At 52.9% G+C, this 21,915-nt stretch carries 9 protein-coding genes; 8 read left to right on the forward strand and 1 reads right to left on the reverse strand.

All coding sequences use genetic code 11. The annotated features are described in order from the left end of the window. Positions 1-559 precede the first annotated feature (559 nt). From B7444_RS10150 to B7444_RS10180, 7 genes are all read left to right on the forward strand, one after another. Complete coding sequence (locus B7444_RS10150; protein WP_231503060.1) at positions 560-2,767, forward strand: Hint domain-containing protein; 2,208 nt, start codon at positions 560-562, stop codon at positions 2,765-2,767. 817 nt (positions 2,768-3,584) lie between these two features. After that, entirely contained in the window at positions 3,585-5,834 is a 2,250-nt protein-coding gene (locus B7444_RS10155) for a Hint domain-containing protein (protein WP_048855164.1), read from the forward strand. 94 nt (positions 5,835-5,928) lie between these two features. Beyond that, positions 5,929-7,380, forward strand: coding sequence for a class I adenylate-forming enzyme family protein (locus tag B7444_RS10160; protein WP_035730495.1), 1,452 nt, complete (start codon positions 5,929-5,931; stop codon positions 7,378-7,380). A 55-nt stretch (positions 7,381-7,435) separates the two neighbouring features. Further along, positions 7,436-13,774, forward strand: a complete 6,339-nt coding sequence (locus tag B7444_RS10165) for a type I polyketide synthase (protein ID WP_035730498.1) — start codon at positions 7,436-7,438, stop codon at positions 13,772-13,774. Next, positions 13,771-15,579: a fatty acyl-AMP ligase gene (locus tag B7444_RS10170; RefSeq protein WP_035730500.1), complete on the forward strand. Its 1,809-nt coding sequence runs from the start codon at positions 13,771-13,773 to the stop codon at positions 15,577-15,579. The genes B7444_RS10165 and B7444_RS10170 overlap by 4 nt, the downstream gene beginning before the upstream one ends. A gap of 2 nt (positions 15,580-15,581) precedes the next feature. Next, a complete protein-coding gene (locus B7444_RS10175; protein ID WP_035730502.1) occupies positions 15,582-16,763 on the forward strand; it encodes an autotransporter strand-loop-strand O-heptosyltransferase in 1,182 nt (393 codons plus the stop codon). Beyond that, the gene (locus B7444_RS10180) at positions 16,760-18,088 is read left to right on the forward strand and encodes an autotransporter strand-loop-strand O-heptosyltransferase (protein WP_035730504.1); all 1,329 of its coding nucleotides are present in this window, start codon (positions 16,760-16,762) and stop codon (positions 18,086-18,088) included. The genes B7444_RS10175 and B7444_RS10180 overlap by 4 nt, the downstream gene beginning before the upstream one ends. Positions 18,089-18,165: 77 nt before the next feature. Here the strand turns inward: B7444_RS10180 and B7444_RS10185 are convergent, their stop codons facing one another. Further along, positions 18,166-19,179: a LacI family DNA-binding transcriptional regulator gene (locus tag B7444_RS10185; RefSeq protein ID WP_035730505.1), complete on the reverse strand. Its 1,014-nt coding sequence runs from the start codon at positions 19,177-19,179 to the stop codon at positions 18,166-18,168. Positions 19,180-19,728: 549 nt separating this feature from the next. Here B7444_RS10185 and B7444_RS10190 point away from each other — a divergent pair. Continuing rightward, positions 19,729-21,840 carry a TonB-dependent receptor gene (locus B7444_RS10190; protein ID WP_261766719.1) on the forward strand — a complete coding sequence of 704 codons (2,112 nt, stop codon included), beginning with the start codon at positions 19,729-19,731 and terminating at the stop codon, positions 21,838-21,840. Positions 21,841-21,915 lie beyond the last annotated feature (75 nt).

The raw sequence follows: 21,915 nt of genomic DNA on the forward strand, positions 1-21,915 counted from the left end.
GTCACATCAGACATCAGTAACGCCGTCTCCAAATCTCATCAAACGCAAAGGTACGTCCGTCATGACGGCCATATGCAGGGACCGTATCCTGAAGTGATCAGAAACTCGACCGATTCAGACCCGGTCACCATATTTCGTTATCCTCCAGTCCAGGGAAAATTAAATCAAGGATGTGTGGAATTCGATTCGAATACAATACCGAATCAAGAACATAAAATAATTAGGGCGACAGAGAAATTTATTTTGGATCGAAACAACGCGAATGGATCTCACCCGGAAGATCGTCATCTTTAAAAATCTCTGATTATTTCAAGAATTTTTTGAATCACTCATTTTTGAGAAAAGCAATCATGACATGATACCGTAAAAAAACCGTTAAATTTGTCATGTTGTTTGGAAGAAAAAGCTTGAATTCATGTCTGGAGGGTGTTTGTTTTTTTCTCTCATTGCCGCTGCCCCCATAAGAATGACGGGCAACAGCAGTGAGACAGTTTCAGTGGCCAGAGCGTGAACGCTTTCACATTGCGCTCCATGGCTGATGATTGAGGATGCACACGCAATGGCGACTTATAACGTTTCTTCGGGGCAGGTTGTCTCGACTACTCTCGTGTACGGGGACGTGGAAACCGTCTCAAGCGGTGGTGCTACGCAAGACCAGCACAATGGCGGTCAGCGGTATGTTCTCTCGGGCGGTATCGTTCGTAACGGCGTAGTCAGCAGTGGGGGTAAGGACTATATCTCCAGTGGTGGCTCATCGTATCAGGGTGTCATTCAAGATGGCGGCATCCGTTACGTTTCCGGGGGTGGAACAGCTGATAATACTTTCATTGGCACTGGGGGTACTGTTAGTGCTGCAAATGGCGCCAACATTCTGGGAGTTTATGCTTTCAACAGTGGCGTACTGAGTGCAGAATCAGGCGCTATCATTAGCGGCGGGACGATCACGACTGGTGCGTCTATTACTGCGAATTCAGGTACTCTTCTGGAAGGAACTATCAACGTTTCTTCCGGCTCTACCGTAACAAACGGTACGCTTACCGGATCTGGCGCAACGCTAAATGCTAATAGCGGATCGATCATCAATAGTGCCCGCGTCGGAAGCGGCGCAACATTGTCCGTCAGCTCCGGAGGCACCATTAACAGCACAACAGTGCTCAATGGTGGGTCGCTGCGCACGCAAGGAACATTATCGAATACAACTATCAGCAGCGGTGGGTCGATCGAATTCGTTTCAGGCGTGCAGACCACAAACACGTCCATTCTTGCCGGCGCTCACGTCACGGTCGATAGCGGTTACACCTTCAATCAAGGAGCCATGGCCGTCACATCAATGGGGGCAGGCGGAACGGTTGCAGTTCAGAGTGGCGGAATTCTGCAGAATCAGATCCTGGCGTCGGGTGCGAGTGCATATCTCTCTTCAGGCGCGGTCATCAGCGGATCGCTAACCGTGAGCAGTGGTGCATCTGCAACGCTTAATGGCACAGCGGGAAGTGGTACGGTCTCGCTCTCTGGTGACGGTGCACGTTTGGTCATCAGCGGCACGACGATGCCAACGAATACCATTTCGGGCTGGTCTCCTGCAGATACGATCGACCTGGCGTCTATTCCGGCTGCAAGTGTCACCAGCGTCACCACAACATCCACTGGCATCACGTTCTACACCAAAGGTGGAACCTATTCGCTCAACGTGCCAGGCGCCAGCAGCTACGGCTATACGCTGTCCTCTGACAGCAATGGCGGGCTGATTTACACGACGTGCTTTGCAGAAGGCACCTCGATCACGACACCGGATGGTGAAGCGACTGTCGAGACCCTCGTACCTGGCACGCTGGTCATGACACCCAAAGGCGCCATGCCTGTTAAATGGCTGGGTCACCGCTCCATCACCGTCTCCACCCAGCCTGTCCCTGAAGAAAACTGGCTCGTCCGCATCCGCGAGGGCGCTCTGGCCGATGGTGTTCCGTCCCGTGATCTTCTGGTGACGCAGGAACACTGCATGGTCTTTGAGGGCAAGCTCGTTCCGGCCCGTATGCTGGTCAACGGCACCTCGATCCTGATTGATCGCACGATCAACAGCTACACCTACTACCATGTGGAACTGGAGAGCCACGAAGCAGTCTGGGCTGAAAATGCACTGACCGAGAGCTATCTGGACACCGGTAACCGCAGCCAGTTCGACAATCACACCGTGACCGCAATCTTTGGTGGATCGAAGGTCGGGGGCTCGAAAACGCTGCCGCTTGAAACCTCCCGTGCGTTTGTCGAACCGATCTATGCGGGCATTGCAGCGCGTGCCGAAAGCGCCACACGTCAGGTCGAACTGACCAATGATCCGGATCTTCATCTGGTCACGAACTTTGGCCAGGTTATCCGTCCGCTGCGTCAGGCGAACGACCGGGTCATGTTCATGATCCCCGCGAATGTGGCGACCGTACGTGTTGTTTCGCGAACAAGCCGTCCGAGTGATGTGATCGGACCGTTTGTGGACGATCGCCGTGATCTGGGGGTTCTTGTTGGAGATATCTCTTTCTTTGCAGCCCGTCAGACGGTGAACCTGACAGCGCATCTTTCTGTGGCGGATCTGTCAGGCTGGCATGCTCTGGAATCTTCGGCTTATCGCTGGACGGAGGGCGATGCGGCTCTGCCCCTGCAGAGTGGCGGTGTCTTTTTCAGAGAGCCGAGCGTTCTTTCCATCCAGGTCGTGTCCAGTGGACCTTACCTGACGGAAGATCAGTCTTCTCACGCTGATCTGCGTCAGGCCGGATAACGGTTCTTGATAAGGATGGGGAAGTGACTTCTTCCCCATCTTGTCTGAAAGCCCAAAAGGCACATGGATTTCCACCCTGCTTTCTGTTCGTGCTGTTACCAATCGGGCAGGGGAGTGCTGCGCTCAATTTACTTTGCCAGGTAGGTATTCTGATTTCGTGATGAAGCTGCCGTTGTGTATGTGAGAGAAATACAGTTCTGCTAAAGTCAACATATAGATCTATTTGCGTTTGCAAAAAGAGGCCACTCTGAGATGGAGCGATTGCTGCCTGTTTGCTTTCCATATTACGGAGAGGCAGTGCAAATCAGAGTACAGAAAGTAAGCGGTTGTTGACTACATACTCCGCACGTTTACCGGAGAAATTGTTCGTGTCCGATTAGCAGATTTTTGAACATCAGTATCGGATCATAAGGAGGATAACCGCCTTTGTGGCTATCCGAACACACCCAGGTTTTCTTCGGGGTAGGACGAAACAGTTCATAATCCCATAGTCTGGGAGAAGGTTTCGAACTGGTCGCTTGCCGCGTTCAGGTGAGGAAATCGCTTCTCAACAGCAAAACGGGTTGTTTCATTCCGACGTTACTCAATCACAAGATGCAAGGCGGAATCATGCAGGCCGATCAAAATCCAAGGAAGAGGCTTCCAGCTCTTAAATAAATAACGACTATTAACGATATAAGTGATTTCCGAAAATAATTCATCAATAAAATTACGAGTCAGCTGTTGACAAAAAACAAAACGTTAATAAAGGTTATTCCACGGCGACAAGCATAGGGCGTCTAGGCTTCTCGCTCCCTGTTTTAAGGAAGACTAGAGAATGGCCTATCAATCTGGTTCGACATATTTTTATGATGCACGTTCTGGAAATGTTTCGAACGGCGGCGTAATTCAAGGCACAGTCACATCAAGTGGCGGTACGACCTACGTTCAAACCTACTATGCCAATATTCCAGGCGGTGGCTTGTCAGGCGCTACAGCGGGTGCCTATGGAGCGATCATTGCCAATAGAACGGGCAGTAATTATGCTGGAACAAATCTTACAGCAACGAAAAATGGAGCCCTGCTTGCTTCTGGCGGCACAATTGTCAGTGCAACCGTAGGCGCAAGCGCCGCTGCTCTGGCGTTTGGTTCAGGCACCATAAGTAATTTCAATGTTGCCAACGGTGGTGCAATTTTCGTTGGAGACATGACGCAGACTTCCGCTGCTCAAGCTCTTACGGGAAAAGGTATCACGTCTCTTAGTGGTCCTGGCTTTATTAACAGCGGCACAATCAGTGCGGGCGGTACAGAAATCCTCGCCAGTGGCGGCACAGGGCAAAACACTATCATTCAAGGCGAGCAGTATGTTTCTGCTGGCGGGCTCTCCATTTCCGACACCATCAACAGTTCCGGTGTTCAGAACCTGCTGTCTGGTGCTACGGCAAACACCACAACGGTAGGAAGTGGCGGCACAACTATTGCGGCTGTCAGCGCCCACGTTAACAATATTACGGTTGCCGGCGGAACGGTTAATAACGCGGGTATTCTGAATGGGGCAGTCGTCCAGACTGGACTTCTTGAAGTTACGAGTGGTGGTACTGCATCCGGGGTCACAGTGAAGAGCGGTGGTACCGAAATTACTGAATCCGGGGGCTCCACACTCTCCGTCACCATTTCTGCAGGTGGCACTGCTATCGTAGAAGAAGGTGGATACGTTTCGGGTGGTACCATTAACAGGGGTGGTGTCGAAATCGTATCTTCCGGTGCAACCGTGAATGGTATGAGCATCCTCTCTGGTGGATCTCTTGTTGTTAATTCGGGTGCAAGCCTAACAAACACTGTGGTTAGCTCCGGCGCTGTTATTGATGTCGATAATCTGGCCTACGCTTCTGGTGGTACAGTTCATCTCTCCAGCAATGGTGTCCTGACTGTCACCGAAGGTGCAAGCACCTGGACCACCACGTTCACAGGTGCGGTGTCGTCCAACGATTACTTCATCGTTACGAAAGATACCGACGGCAGCACCGTGCTGACGTTCGTCTGCTTCCTGGCTGGTACCCTCATCCGTACGGAGAATGGCGAAGCGACTGTTGAGAGCCTGAATATTGGTGACAATGTCATCACTTATGTTGATGGCCGTGAAGTTGTTCAGCCTATCGTTTGGGTCGGTAAGAAGACCGCGCACGTCAAGTCAGGTCTGCCGCTCGACGAAGCGGGTTATCCTGTTCGCGTCCTCAAGGATGCAATCTCCGCGGGTGTGCCACATCAGGATCTTCTGGTCACTCCGGAGCACTGCTTCTACTTTGAAGGGCGCTTTATCCCGGCCCGTATGCTCGTTAATGGTAAGAGCGTGTTCTACGACACCACCATGACGACATATGACTATTATCATGTTGAAACTGAAAACCACTCCATCCTGTGGTCCAATGGTGCCCTGACAGAGTCCTACCTCGACACAGGTAACCGTCAGGAATTCGGTCAGCAGGGCAAGGTTGTTCGCCTCACGGCAGGCCCCGGTCGTGACTGGAGCACGGAAGCTGCTGCACCGCTAGCAGTGACACGTGAACTGGTTGAGCCTGTCTATCGTGCTCTTGAAGATCGTGCAGCAGAGCTTTCCCTGCCGCAGGTTACGGCACCGGTCGAACTGACGGACGATGCAGACCTTCATCTGGTTACGCCAGCTGGTCATCGCATCAATGCTGCTCGCCGCGCCGAGAATGGCCACGTCGTCTTCATGCTGCCAGCCGGCCTTGATGAAGTCCGTATCGTGTCCCGTGCATCCCGTCCGTCTGATGTCATTGGTCCAATGGTTGATGACCGTCGCTACTTCGGTGTGAACATCGGTGAAATTCAGCTTTGGGAAGGCAACGGCAAGAAACTCATCACGAGCCATTTGTCTGATGCAGGCCTCTCTGGCTGGAACGGTATCGAAGGGCCGCATGGTCGTTGGACAACCGGTAATGCAACTCTGAAGCTGCCGCACCCTGACAAGTTCAACCTCTCTATTCTGTCCCTCGAGATCCGTCATGCAGGTCCATACGTCCTGTCTGATGACGTTACTGACAATAAAGAAATTGTCGCTTCCTAATAACTGCTGAATAATACGGAAGTGGTGTGCGTTTTCGTAATGCATGCCACTTTTGTATCTTGTTATCTCATCTCTGAAAGGCAGATGATTTTATATGCTTGAACGTCTGGCCCTGGCTCAGGGAGCTGGTTTGCCAGCTTCAATTGCAATGACTTGGCTGGGGGGCGAGGTAACATTCGGGAAGCTTTCCGAAGATGTGAACCGCACGGCTGCTGCGCTTCTGCAGTTACGAGATCTTTCCCCTAAAGTAATAGGGGTACATTTTACGAACCCATATCGTCACTGGCTTGTTGTTCTGGCGCTCTCAAAGCTTGGTATTGCCTCTGCGTCTCTGCCTGATCAGGTTGATGTGACATTTCAAAAAACTCTCGAAGTTCTTTCCCCAGACATTGTACTTCTTGAGAAGCAGGTTGATGTCCCAATTTCACAGCCGCTTGTGCTGGAAGAGGCGTGGTTTGAACACATCACAGCATCGCCAGAGGCTTCCATTGTTCGGGACATCATATTTCTGCCGGATGATGTTGTCCGTGTCGCTCTTGTCAACGGAACCAACGGCACCCTCAGGAAAATCAACCTTACAGCACGCCATATCGAGATATCTGTCTACCATCTTGTTTTCCAGGATCTGTCTACTTATGGGTACCGGAACAACGAATTGCGCGTGGTTCCAACACTTGGACCGACAACACTTACAGGTTTCCTGATTGTCATCTCAGCTTTGGCGTCTGGTGCCAGACTGCAAATGCTTCAGCAACGCGAGCTCGGCCTCGCTTTTTCCCAGAAAGCACCAACAGTCGCAATTTCTTCGCCAATTCATATCACCGCTATACTGGATCAAATGCCTCCAGGTATGGAGCCGCTCAAGAGCCTTTATCTTACGGTTGCAGGTGGTAAGCTTCCTAATGAACTGCGTGAGCGCATCCGCGATAAGCTGACACCTAACATTCAGGTCGTTTATGGAGCTGAAGAGTGCGGTATTGCCACGATTGAAAGCGGTTCAACGAGCTCTGACGATTCTGTTGGGAAGGCTCTGCCGTGGGTTAATCTCCAGATTGTTGATGATGCCGACGTTGTTGTGCCTCCTGAGACCATCGGACAGGTGCGAATTTCAGGTACGGGCGTTGTCTCTGGATATGCTGACGAGCCTGAGGCAACCAGCAGGCAGTTCAGGAACGGCTGGTTCTATCCCGGTGACAAGGGATCTCTTACTCAGGATGGTATTCTTCATCTGCACGGGCGTTATGATGATCTCGTCAATTTTGGCGGGGAGAAGTTCGATCTCCATGCACTCGATGCTCATGCATTGCAGTGTGAAGGTGTAACCGACGCAGCAATGTTCACAGTTCCTGATGAATTGGGCCTGCCGTCCCCCTGGATAGCGCTGGTCTCTTCCCATAATTTTAGTCTCGAAGCCTTTTCGGACTGGATGCGTAAATCCTATCCCTCGCTTCCTCAGGCATCAGCAGTTTTCGTGATGGGAATTCCCCGCCTGAATGGAGGTCAGCCAGACCGTGCCGCATTGTCGCAGGCCGTCAAGCAGAGCTGATTGGCGTTCCGGTCTCTCATTATAATTTGACGACGCATAGAAGAGGTAAACTCACATGGTCGAATACGGTGACGATATAGCCATTGTGGGTATCGGGTGCAGACTGCCCGGTGGAATTGAGACCACCAAGGATCTTTGGACATTCCTGTGCGAACAAAAGGATGCATCCTCTGAAGTCCCTGCGGACCGCTGGGGTATCAAACGGTTCTATGACCCGGAATATGAAACCCCGAACAAGACCTACATGCGTCGTGGTTCCTTCATAAGTCAGAAGATTGATCAGATGGACCCGCTCTTCTTCGGGATTTCCCCGCGAGAAGCCTCCATCATGGATCCCCAGCAGCGACTGTTGCTGGAAGTCGTCTGGGAAGCCATGGAAGACGCAGGGATTCTTCCTGCTGCTTTGGCCAACAGCCGCACCGGTGTCTTCATTGGTACGTTCTCTCTGGACTGGCTTGTCGCCTGCGGTTCTCCCCTGAACCGCCCGCTTATTACCGACCACTTTGCAGCAACTGCCGCATCCGCGACCATGCTGGCAGCGCGCATCTCCCATAATCTGGGCTTCCAAGGGCCGTGCATGTCGATTGACACGGCCTGTTCATCGTCACTTGTCGCCATTCATCAGGCTTGCGCGAGCCTCCTGAGAGGCGAAAGCAACGTCGCTGTCGCTGGCGGCATCAATATCATGGTTGCCCCACCGGCATCCATTACCATGTCGAAAGGACACTTCCTTGCGGCAGACGGCCGATGCAAGAGTTTCTCCGCAGACGCTGATGGATATGGGCGTGGTGAAGGCTGCGGCATCGTTGTTCTCAAGAGACTGGCCGATGCCCAGAGGGACGGTGACTTCATTCATGCTGTCATCGCAGGAACGGGCATCAATCAGGATGGGCGCACCATGTCGCTCACCATGCCTAGCGAGGAGGCGCAGAGAGCCCTCCTGCTTGAAGTTGCCCAGAAGGCCAAAGTTACTCTCGATCAGATTGGGTATGTCGAGGCACATGGCACTGGTACACCTGTAGGCGATCCCATCGAAGCACGCGCCATTGGAACTGCGATCGGCCAGAAACGCCCTGTTGGGCATCCCCTGGTCGTTGGGTCCATCAAGGCCAATCTCGGGCATCTTGAAGCTGCTGCAGGGGTTGTCGGGCTTATCAAGGCTGTTCTCTGCTTGCAGAACAAAGCCGTCCCGCCGCAGGCAAATCTTACAACGCTCAACCCTGCCATTCCCTTCGATGAGCTTGGACTAAAAATCCCTCAGAACCAGATGGCGTCTCTGAGTGCAGAGACAGGCGAGGTGCATGTTGGTGTCAATTCGTTCGGTTATGGTGGCACGAACGCTGTGGCCCTTCTGCGATCAGCGCCAGCGTACTCTCCTAAGCGCTCAGCTGCACTTAAACCTTCAGACGCACTGCTTCTTCCTGTCAATGCGATGGGAGATACCTCGGCGAAAGCGCTTGCCACGGCCTACGCAGATCTGCTCGAGGATGCGAACGGCCCACTTGCAGAAGATCTCTGCTTTTCCGCAGGGGCTTACCGGACGTGTCTTCAGTCCCAGACCGTCATTATAGGTTCGGATCGACAGGAGCTTGTTCAAGAACTTCGTAAATTTGCGGATGCAAAGACCTCACCGCGGATTGTCAATGGACGTCGACGTAATGGCTCCTCGCTCAAACCTGTCTTTGTTTTTTCGGGCATGGGCTCGCAATGGAAGGGCATGGGGCAGCATCTTATTCATCATGCCGCGCCTGAAGTTCTCAAGACCGCACAGTGCATAGACGGGCTGTTCTTGGCATTGTCCGGATGGTCTATCATCGACGAAATCCTTGCTGACCGTGCTTCGTCAAGAATTGATGAAACCATTGTGGCACAGCCAGCCATCTTCATTATTCAGGTCATTCTTGCCGAAATCTATCGCTTCCATGGCGTAGAGCCGTCTGCCATTGTTGGTCATAGTGTTGGTGAAGTGGCGGCGGCTTATATTTCTCGCGCTTTAACAGTCGAAGATGCCGTTACCGTCATCTATCATCGTAGTCAGCAGCAGGCGCGTCTGGCAGGGCAGGGGACGATGCTGGCCATCGGGATGTCGGGTCATGCTGCCGCGCAGCGGTTCCTTGGCCCTTATGCAGAGTCTGTTTCGGTCGCGGCATACAACAGTGTGCGCTCGTGCACGCTGGCGGGTACCCAGGCGGCCCTCAAAGCGATCGCGACGGAGTGTCATGAGAACGGGATTTTCAATAGTCTCCTGCGTGTGGAAATTCCCTATCACAGCTTCATGATGGACGAGGTCCATGATGACCTCACAGCCGCATTGGCTACCATCTCACCTCGCGCTGCTACCGATGTTCTTTACTCGACCGTCACCGGCAAGCGTTGGGGCGATGATGAAAGGCATGATGCAGCTTACTGGTTCGATAATGCGCGGAAGCCTGTCCTGTTTCAGGATACAATTCAGGATCTTTTCGACAGAGGTGAGCGCGTTTTCCTGGAAATTGGTGCCCATCCAGTTCTTGGCGGCCTTATTCGTGAAACAGTTCAGCAGCTTGATGGCGATGTGGTCATTATTCCCAGTCTGACGCGACGAGATCCAGAAGAGCTAGCCATCGCCCGCAGCATTGCGCGTCTCTACATGGCAGGTGTCCCCCTTGATTGGGGTTTGCTGACAGGCGGCGTCAGAACCAGCCTTCCGCATTATCCGTGGTCTCGTAGCTATTTTTGGGCTGAAACTGAGCTCTCACGGCGAGATCGTCTTGATGGTACTGTTCATCCGGTTCTCGGTATTCCCGTGAGCGCTTCCCGGCCTGCATGGGTTGCGGACATCAATCGCAACTATATGCCATGGTTGGGAGACCATAAGGTTGACGGGATCTGCTTGTTTCCGGCCTCGGGCTATATTGAGGGCGGCCTTGCCGTCCATCATCAGGTTGAACGGACTGACGCGGCCATCATTGAGGATCTCGAAATCGGTCAGGCGTTGCTGCTGGATAGTCTGACGCCCCCCACGGTGAACTGGGCCTTCGATGCAGACACACGTATTCTGACGGTTGCATCTGTTCATGGTCATGAAGGCGATGAAGAATGGGTCCAGCATGCGAAAATGCGGGTTTTGAGCAATGCACCATGGGACGTAATGCCTGTCCTTCCAGATGATCTGTACAAAGACGCGCCCATCGATATTCCCGCTGATCAGTTTTATGCAGGCCTTGCCGAGCATGGTTTCATGTACGGACCGTGTTTCCAGGCCGTCAAAAATCTGAAAATTGGCGAAAATCTTGCCGTTGCGACGCTCACCTATGATGCCGAAGAAGAAATCAGCGATTACTTCCTCCATCCCGCTGTCCTCGACGGGGCTTTTCAGGCGCTCATCGGTGCAGGGTACAATCCAGCGGAGGAAAGAGTTTTTGTTCCAACGGGAGTGCGTCAGATCCTTTATCGTGGCGGTCAGCACAAGGACCTTGTGGCTCTCGCAACGCTGACGAAGCGCACCGACAAAGGGATTGAAGGCGATATCAAGCTCTACACACCCAACGGTGATCCGGTTGCTGAAATCATCGGCTTCCGTGCAAAGGCTATCCAGAAGCTGAAGCTCACCGCTATCGAAGAATCTTCTCCACGTCTTTATCGGCAGACCTGGCTGAAAACAGAGCTTCTTCCTTTGTTCGCGGAGCCTTTGTCTGTTGCGGCTTTCGGGCGTGATACCGCTCTCCTTCAACGTGTTCAGGATGTTTTTTCCGAACAGGGGGTCATGGTAGACCTCCATGCCATCAATACCCTTGATCAGACTGGTCTGGAGAACTCCCTCCAACCCATCTATGATGTCGTTCTTTACATTCCTGACCTTGAAGGCGAACCGACTGGTATCGAGGCTTTGGAAGATGTCCTGCGTCTGACGAAGGCACTCAACACGGGTTCCGAAGACGCGACGACACCGACGCGCTTTGTCGTAGTGACACGGGGGGCTGTGACCCTTGAGGACAAGGGAGGGGTGCCGGTTCTAACAGGACAGGCCGCGTTACGAGGCTTCGTTCGCGGAATATCCTCAGAGCGGCCTGATCTCTCGTTGCGTATCATCGACATTGGCTGGAATGATGCTGAGCCTGCTCTTCTCAAGCACCTCTGTGCAGAAATCATGCAGACCGATGCTGAAGATGATATCCTGCTCAGAGCAGATGAGCGTGCTGTCAGCCGTTTGATTCCGTCAGATGGAAAGAGCGAACCGGTTTTAACGCCCTACAGCCTGACTGAAACTTCTGAAAATCACTCTATCGGTGTGAAGCTTGCGGCCGGCTCTAACGGATCTTTTGACAAGCTGCATTATGAGCGGATCGTCTTTAAGGAGCCTGGCCCGGGCCAGGTGCTTTTCAAAACGCTTGCTGCTGCTCTCAACTTCAAGGATGTGCTGAAAGCGACCGGTCTCATCCCGGATAGCGTCATCGACGATACTTTCCACGGTGAGACACTGGGCATGGAAGCTTCGGCCGAAGTGGTGGCTGTCGGTGAAGGCGTTGCGGATTTTGAAGTTGGCGCTCGATATGTCGTGTCCTGGCCGGGATGCTTCGCCTCCCATTTTCTGGCAGACGCGAAAACCATTTTTGCGCTACCCCTTCAGGGACTTGGAACGCCGAAAGAAGCGGCAACTCTCCCGGTTGCTTTTATCACAGCCTATTATGGCCTTTCCAGACTGGCCCAGTTGTCTGAAGGCGAGACCGTTCTCATTCATGCGGGAACGGGGGGTGTCGGTTTGGCTGCCATTCAGTTGGCCAAGAAAATCGGTGCACGGATCTTCGCGACGGCCGGGAGTGTTGAGAAGCGCGAATACCTTCTGAAGCTTGGCTGTCACGGGGTTTTTGATTCCCGCTCACTGGAATTCGTGGAAGGTATCAAGGCGGCCACTGCGGGACGTGGCGTGGATGTCGTGCTGAATTCTCTGGCGGGGGAAGGGCAGTCACACAGTCTTTCTTTGGTAGCGCCCTACGGTCGCTTTGTCGAAATCGGCAAGAAGGACATCATCGAAAACAAAGGACTGCCGCTCGCGGCCTTTAATGAGAACCTGAGCTTCTTCTCGCTCGACCTTGACCGCATGATGCTGGAACGCCCCGCCCTGATGCGCTCACTGCTTGATGATGTCGCCAAGCTGCTGAAAACCGGGGCAGTTGAGCCCTTGCCGTACACAGACTTCCCTGCTGCGCGTGCCTCAGATGCTTTTCGTCTGCTGGCCTCGGCCAAGCATATTGGGAAAGTTGTCATTGATTACGAACAGCTTGAAGATCTCTGGGCTTATCCCCTGCCGCGGCCGAAGCCGGGAATTTCCAAGGACGGTCTCTATCTGGTGACAGGCGGGATGGGTGGTTTTGGCTGGGCAACAGCTCAATGGCTGATGAGCGGTGGCGCTCAACATCTTCTGCTGCTCGGACGCACATCTGCCGAAAGCACAAATATCTTCGAAGAGATCCAGAGCAAACGTGCTGGCGGTTTCGACATTCGGACAGTTCAGGTCGATGTATCTGATGCAAGCGCCATGCGTAATATCATCGACGAAGTCAGCAAGGGGAAAGTGCCTCTCAAGGGGGTTTTCCATTGCGCCGGAATTCTGGATGATGCGCTTATCCATAATCTCGATCGCACTCGCATCAGGAACGTTATTCGGCCCAAAGCGGAAGGTGCTATCGTTCTTGATCGCCTGACTTCTGATCTGAAACTCGACTATTTTGTCCTGTATTCGTCTGTGACGACCCAACTGGGGAACGTCGGGCAGAGTGCTTACATTGCTGCCAACAGTGTTCTGACCGCGATCGCAGAGAACAGGTGGCAGAAGAGGCAGCCGGCGCTGTCGGTCGATTGGGGCGCTATCGGCGATGTCGGAATGCTTGCCAGAAATGAGACGGCAGCCAGAGCGCTGGAGCTTGCAGGCCTCAGAGCAATGCCTGCACAACGAGCCCTGAAAGAAATCCCGCGCATGTTGGATCTTGAAATTCCGTCGGTGACCTGCATGGAAATCGACTGGAAGAAATGGGCGCAGGTCTTTCCGGGGGCAGAGCAGGCTGCAAGGTTTTCTCTGGTGCGTCTGGCAGAAGAAAACGCAGCTGGAGCCAGTGCCAGATTAGCTACCCTGGCAACTCTGCCTGAAGACGAGCGACTGTCCTACGTGGTTGATCAGGTTAAGGTCCTGATTGCACAGACCCTTCACCTCGATCCGTCTGCCATTGACGGGCGTGCACGCCTCTCTGAGCTCGGGATTGACTCCCTAGCCGGGGTCGAACTTCAGACGGCTCTTCGGGTCGAATTCGGTGTTGAAGTCTCCATTCTGGTTCTGGCCCGAGATGAGAGTATCCAGAAGATGTCCCAGTTTCTCCTGAATCGCATCAAAATTGGGCAGACGGCGCAACTCCCATGAACGAGACATTCATCACGACGCACGGCCCTGACGGCGAGGACATTCTCGACTGGCGTGAAAACACCATCGTCGACGCTCTCAGGTTTCACGCATTTCGGACCCCGGACCTCCAGCTCTACACCCTTCTGGGAGACGGGGAAAACGAGACGGACGGCACTACCGCGGCTGAGCTTGATCAACACGCCAAAGCGCTTGGAAGCTGGCTGAGACGCCTGTTACCTGAAGGCGCGCGGGCTATTCTTCTCTACGACAACAGCCTGGATTACATCCGGGGACTGATGGCATGTCTGGTCTCGGGTATCGTTCCGGTATCTGGCGTTCATCCGAAAGCTTTTGGCGCGCGGGACCGCTTTCTTGCGGTCAGGGACGATTCAGAGGCATCCGCCGTTATTGGCAATAAATCCGTCTTGGCGGAGTTTCAGAAAGTCTGTGTTCCTCCGGAGGACGGAAGACGCTTCCTCTGGATCCCCACCGATTCAGGAAGACTTCCACCCGGAAAGCAGACTTTCAGTCCCCGCTCCAACGACATGGCACTCATACAGTATACTTCGGGATCTACGCGCACGCCCCGTGGAGTTGTCCTGACGCACAGGAATATTGCTCATAACCTGTTTCGGCAGGCAGAAGCTTTCGGCTATCGACGCGGAGACTGCGGGGTCAACTGGCTTCCACTCTCGCATGATATGGGCTTGATTGGTGGTGCTCTGATTACTCTTGGGACAGGCGGGCGTTGTGTTCTGCTGGCGCCAGAACATGTTGCTGAAAAGCCTGTCCGCTGGCTGAGAGCTATCAGCAGGTATCGTGCAACACTCTCCGGTGGACCCGACTTCATGTACGGTCTGTGCGCACGCACGATAGAGGATGAAGACCAGCAAGGTCTGGACCTTTCCTGCTGGGAGATTGCATTCAACGGCGCGGAATACATCCGTCCTGACACAATGCAGAATTTTCACAGGAAATTTGCGCCGGTTGGATTTGATAACCGGTCCTTCTTCTCCTGCTACGGGCTGGCAGAAGCAACGTTGCTTGTGACGGCCAGTACACGCGGCCAAGGGGTCGGCTTCCAGTCGTTTTCAAGACATTCGCTGTCTCAGGGGGAGGCAACACCATCAAAAGAGCCTCTGGATCAGCGTCAACTCGCAAGTTGTGGAGCCATCCTTGAGGATATCCGGATTTTTATTGCAGATGACGAAACGGACGAGAAGCTTCCTGATGGGCAGGTTGGTGAAATCCGGATTCAAAGTCCAGGCGTCTCTTCAGGTTACGTCAATCGTGAAGCCGAGAATGAGCGTGTTTTTGGCAGCGGTGTCGTAGGAGAGGATGGGACATTTCTGCGTACCGGAGACAGAGGCTTTGTGCGCGATGGTGAACTCTACGTTGTGGGACGTCAGGACAATCGCATAACTGTCGGCAACATGATTCTGGATCCTGAAGACATTATTGCCTGCCTGACGAACTATGCAGACGACATCCGGATGTTCTCAACGACTGTGTTTCTTGAGAGCCAGGATCAGGGGGCACCGTTGGTGATTGCGGCTGAACTCCCGTCCGGGTCGGGGGCTGACAAGACAATCCTGGGGCAGGCCATTGGTAAGACGGTCTGTGAGCGCTTTCCAGTACAGAAATGTTGGGTAGTCTTCCTGCGCGCGGGCAGTATGCCCAAAACACCGAGCGGGAAAATTCGGGTAGGCGAAATGCGAGAACGCCTCAAGTCGGACCATGTGAGTGTGTTGGGAGAGGAGTATTATACACAGGCAGGCACCTCTCAGGTTCGTATTCTAAAATTTGCGCATGGAAAGGTCTGATTGTGGAGAATACTGCGACCAATTCAACGCAAAATGCTTTTTCGCTGACGCAGGAAGGGCCACAAGGGATCCGATACGACTTTAATGATGGCTGTCGTGTCTATGTGCCGGCAGGTCACTGGCGTGTCATCATCAAGGATCTTGATACACACACCGTCCTTTTCGCTCAGGATGTTAATGACGGGTTCGTTCAGAGTGCAAAGCGCTACTACGTTCGCTTTGGTATCGAGATAAGGAAAGACGACAAGCTCGTTTTTAGCCACGAAATGGATCTGAAGGGCCAGCCAGTCCGTATTGATATGCGAAAAGGCGGTATTGGAGATCATCTGGCGTGGTTTGGTCACGTTGCCGCATTCGCGCAGAAGCATGAGTGTGATTTAACGGTCGACCTTCGATCCGACATCAGAACACTCGTTCAGGATGAATATCCCACTCTTAAACTCATATCTGAAGATACTCCGGAAGCCAGATATTATGCGACCTACACTGTTCTGGTATTTTACAACGACGACAAACTCAATCACAGCCCCGTTGATTACCGTGAAGCAGGGCTGGAAGGGAACGCGTCTTCCATACTGGGTTTGTCGCGCATCTCTCGTCCCGCGAGAATTACAATAGGTGAGGGCGGAAGACCTATTGAAGAACCCTATGTGGTGATTGCCTCACAGGCGTCTGCACAAAACAAATACTGGAACAATCCATTTGGCTGGATAAAGCTCATTCAGGAACTGAAGGCCAGAGGTTATCGTGTCTTCTGCATTGACAGAGAGCGCGTTACTGGCCAAGGCACTGTCTGGAACCACATTCCATTCGGTGCTGAGGATAAGACTGGTGCTCTTCCCCTTTCCGAGCGTGCACGGTGGATACAGCATGCTGAATTTTTCATAGGACTTTCCAGTGGACTCAGCTGGCTCGCCTGGTGTGTAGGCACCACACCTGTTGTTCTTATCAGTGGTTTCACCAGACCGGAAAATGAATTTGCTACGCCCTATCGGGTTATAAACTGGCACGCCTGTAATGGCTGCTCAAATGATATCCGCTGTATCCTCGATACTTCCAACTACCTCTGGTGTCCGCGTCATGAGGGGACGCCCAGACAGTTCGAGTGCTCCAGACTGATCGCGCCCGAACAGGTCATGGATATCATCAAGACAATTCCCAACCTTTTGGAGGGCACGCCATGATTGAAACAAAGGCGGCCGATATCTTCAAATCCATTTTGCAGGTTGGCAAAATCTCCGATCGAGAAAGCCCAACGACCAGCTTAAAAGGGGTTGATCAAAGCGATGCTGATGAAAGCTCGGCTTCGTCAGGCGATCTGGACCATCAGGGGGGCATTCTGACTGCTGCTGCTATACCCACGCAGCAAGGACCGGAAGGAATCAGATATGATTTCAATATCGGATTGCGTGTTCAGGTTCCGGAAGGTAAGTGGCGCGTACGCTTCCTGGATCTTGATACCGAAACGGTATTTTTCGATGGTGAAGGAAGTAAATGTACTTTTGCAAGTCGGAAGAAACACTATCTGAGAGCAAAGATCGAAGTTTTCCGGGACGGTCTTCTCGTTTTTTCTCACGTTTATGATGCCACGGATCGCCTTGTGGCGATCTTGATGCCGGGCGGGACCATTGGTGATAGCATTGCCTGGTTCCCATACGCTGCCCGCTTCAAGAAAAAGCATGGGTGCAAACTTGTTGTTGTTATTGCGGACCATATGAAGAAGCTTTTGGAGCCAGCTTATCCAGACATCACCTTCATTCTTAAAAAAGATTATCTCTCAAAAAACAGCGAATACTACGCGACGTATCACCTTGGCCTGTTCTTTGAGGATGAAGATAATTCCTGGCAACCGGCAGATTTCCGGATGGTCGGGCTTCATCGAACCGCAGGGTATATCCTTGGTGTTTCCTCTGATGAAGAGCCTCCCCAGCTTGTTCTTGAAGACGAGAGACCGATCGAGGAGCCTTACGTCGTCATCGCAACTCAGGCGAGTTCCCAGTGTAAATACTGGAATAACCCTGAGGGATGGCATGATGTGATCGCATTCCTCAAGCGCTCCGGTTATCGCGTTATCTGTATTGATAAAGATATGGTCTGGGGGCAGGGTATTCATTGGAACCAGATCCCGAATGGATGTGAAGACCAAACGGGTGCTCGCCCTCTCTCAGAGCGCGCTAACTGGCTTAAGCATGCTGACTTCTTTGTTGGTCTCTCAAGCGGATTGAGCTGGCTTGCATGGGCGGCGGGAACGCCCGTTGTGATGATTTCCGGCTTTACACATCCGACAAATGAATTCGAGACACCGTATAGGGTTTTCAACACGCACGTCTGTAACAGTTGTTGGCATGATGTTCGTTATCCCTTCGAACACAGCAACTTTCTTTTCTGCCCTCGTCATAAAGACACATCCAGACAATTTGAATGTACACGGCACATCAGCTCGAATCATGTGATTGCAACGATTAAAAAAGCCATAGCCGACATCAATTCTGCCAACATATCAGCATAGTCTGCTTGGATCAGCATACCTGGAGAGTTCCAAGAACCCTCCAGTTTACGAGCGACTGCCCTTTTTCACTCCGCTCCTTACGCGGAATCGCGGACGAGGAGCTTGGGCCGAAGCGCGATGAGTTGTGCAGTAGAGGCCTGCCCAAGGATCAGATCTGCTAGGGACCGCATTGCCGACCGACCAATTTCCGTGGACGGCTGACTCATCGTCGTTAATGTCGGTGTAACAAATGCGGAGTAATCTAGGCCGTCATATCCGACGATCGCCACGTCTTCCGGGACGGAAAGCCCGGCGGCGATTATACCGTGCATAAAGCCTACTGCCAGGGCGTCGCTCGAGCAGATTACCGCGCGGGGGCGTTCATGCAGGGCTAGATAAGCCTTCGCTGCCCGAGCACCCGAGGCCATGTCGAAAGGTCCTCCTTCCAGACGGATGAGCCTGTCTCCCAGACCGTGGGTAGTCAGTTGTGTCATGACGGAGCGGCATCGAATTTTCTCATGAGTCGCGCCTTTTGGGCCAGAAACATAAGCGAAACTCATGTATCCGCGCCGCACGAGGTAATCGACCATTTCGGAGAACCCCTCTGCTTCCTGGGCGACGACACTGGTCAGGCCAAGATGTGTCATGTCCACCATTATGCTGACGATGGGTGGAGGCTGGGTCCCGGAACCGATTTCGGGAACAGCCTTCCAATGATCCGTGGCCATGAGAATAACGCCACTAATCATACCGCCATTCAGAACCTTCACGACATCTTCGGGGGGGATGGTCGACGCCGAATGATGCTGGATCATGACATTGAATCCCTGCGCCTCGGCCTCATTGCAGATTCCAAGCAGTACGTCCGTAAAAACCGGCAGAAGGGCCTGATCGGCAAAATTGGGTGCCATGACCAGAATGGTGTTGATTACACCACGGCTAAGGTTTCGCGCCATGATGTTGGGAGAATAGCCGAGTTCTGCAGCGACCTGCTCAACTCGGCGGCGTGTTTCATCATTAACCCGCTCAGGCCGGGACAGGGCGCGACTGACCGTTGAGGCGTTCAGTCCAGTTTTCCGTGCAACATCCGCGAGAGTAGCTCGTCGTATCAAGTGCAAACTTTCCTCTATCGGTCAGGGGTCTGCCCCAGTTCATTCTCGTTTTATCTTCTAGCAGCCAGAGGGGCGGCGATCAAAAAACGGCAGCGGCAGGTCCTGTCATTCCTGCAAGAACCCGCACGCAGAAAAACAAGAATCAAAATTCAAGTTGATTCCGATTTCGCAACAATATAAAGACTCGCGGCAAGCGCTTGCATCTACCTGAATCTCCTATTCCGAAGCCCAGATTCTCCGATTCCGCGTGAAGGATTTCATCTCATGATGACGCGTTGCCTCTTTCTCGCCCCGCCTGAAAAACGGGCCGTTTCCGTATGCTCACAACGATCCCATCCGCTAAAAGTGACATTGCTCACCTCAGCAGTGGTCCTTCATTGCGGGAGTGCGTTCGCTGCGACAGGACATGAAAAAAAGTCCCAACCCTCGGGAACGCAGAAAACCGTCACCCATTCCCCCCAACCGGCAGGCGGGACTACTGCGGGCCCCGAAGTCCCAGTTTCATCCCACCCGGCGTCTTTGTTGCCGCGTCAGGATGAAGGGAAAGGCGTGCCAAGCGAGCGTATAGCCCAAGGAATCGAGGAGGTCATCGTCACATCGCAAAAGCGTGCTGCATCGGCACAGAAGACGGCGATATCATTGAGCGTCTGGCGTGGAAAAGAGCTTCAGACGCTGGGCATCACGAACATTCAGGCCCTGACGTCCGTCGCACCAGACGTTAACATCCTTCAGAATGAAGGCAACGCCGTGATTACCATTCGTGGCATTTCCAGCCACGACGTCAGCGAAATTGGGGACCCCGCTGTCGCCATTGCCACTGATGGCGTCTACACAAATCGCGGTTTTTCCTTCAACAGCTCGTTTTACGACCTGGACCGGATCGAAATCGAACGCGGCCCGCAGGGAACACTTGCCGGACGAAGCGCCGTGGGCGGTGCAATCAATCTGGTCACGGCGAAACCGACAAACCGGAAAGAAGCCAATGCGAAGGTTGAATTCGGCAATTATGGTGCGGTCAATTCCTGGGCTATGGTCAATATCCCTTTCTCGGACAAGGTGCAGCTTCGTGCCGCGTTCAGTTCTTCCTACAATGAGGGATATCGTGATCTCGGCACATCGGGTTACGGAGACGGTGCGAACAATGTCTCAGGCCGACTGACACTGGGACTGCATCCCTTCAAGGGTTTTCAGGGAACGATCACATATCAGGGCACGCGCATGGGAGGGGCGGGGCCGGTCGTCTATAATTCACCCTATCAGTTCGATGCTTCGGGCAATCTGATCACCTCGATCCAGCCTCTTCCCTCAGGAAGTTTGCGCCATCTTGATGTTCCGACACGGCCGGCATTGTCCAGCCTGGATCATGCGCTGCGGTGGAATTTCGAATATACGTTGCCATATATTACCCTGACCTATCTGGGTGGTTATTCCACAACGAACTATTCTGAGACCAATGACTCCAGTTCGAATGTTTCATATTCACGTCTGATCGAAACCTGGAACGCCAATGCGCGCCCGAAAACGCAGAACCAGGAGTTCCGCATTTCCTCCGACCAGAGTTATCGCTTTTTCTGGACAACGGGCGTGTATTACTTCAAGGAAAATGACAGCCTTTACAGCTACGACGACATCCCTGTCGACGGCGTCTGGGCGAAACCACTCATTTTTGACTATCAGACCATCGCTCGCTCTCTGGCCTGGTACGCGCATGGCACATATCGCATCCTCCCCACGTTACGGATTACCGGCGGCGTACGTTATACCTGGGATGAAAAGACACGTAGCGGTTCCATCCTTTTTCCCGAAGATTCCTCAAAACTGCCTTATAATTACATCGTGTCACAGAATTACGGCCATGGGTCATGGACGAAAGTCACATGGCATGCGGGTATCGAATACGATATTACATCCCGGAACATGGCCTATTTCAAAGTCGATACTGGGTACAAGCCGGGGGGATTCACCGATCTCAACGCCTATAATCCTGAAACGGTACGTGCGTATGAGGTGGGTTTTAAAAATCGTTTCCTGAACAACCATCTTCAGTTCAATGTCTCTGGTTTCTGGGAAAACTATACGGGTCAGCAGGTTTCGCAGATCGTCTCGAATTATTCCGGGGGCGGTGCAATCATTAACAATGCCGGGTCAAGTCGGATCTATGGTGTAGACCCCAGCCTTCTGCTCCGCTGGCCAGAAATTGGCGAGTTCAATCTGGACTTTCAGTGGCTTCACGCGCGGTTTCGGGATTTCGCAGTTGCGGTCACGAAGCCCATGGCAGATGGCTCTTCATCGACGGTCATGCAGCAGTTTGCGGGAAACCAACTGCCCCAGGCACCGAACTATTCCGTAGGAGCAGGTTTTTCACGGTATTGGAGAGTGCCGTCTGGTCGTGTCCTGACGCAGATCAAGACACGTTTCCAGTCTGGAACATATCTCTACTTCACCAATGAGAAGGACTCCCGGCAGAAAGCCTATACGAACACGACCGCGCTTGCGGAATATTTTCCCGACATGGGACATTGGCATGCGCAGATTTTCGTACGGAATCTCGAAAACAGCCGTATTCTGACCTATGCCGCCGAAAACGGCTATGCGAACGCTTATGCTTACTCCTTTGCGGCGCCGCGCACATTCGGGGGAGCCATTTCGGTCGAATACTGACCGGGGAACAACTGGTCCGATTTTTCCAAAATCTGTAACCGAGTGCCATCATCGTCAGACAGTGGGCCCGGTTGC

It is taken from the genome of Gluconobacter thailandicus F149-1 = NBRC 100600 (genome assembly GCF_000964465.1).
Classification (GTDB): Bacteria; Pseudomonadota; Alphaproteobacteria; order Acetobacterales; family Acetobacteraceae; genus Gluconobacter; species Gluconobacter thailandicus.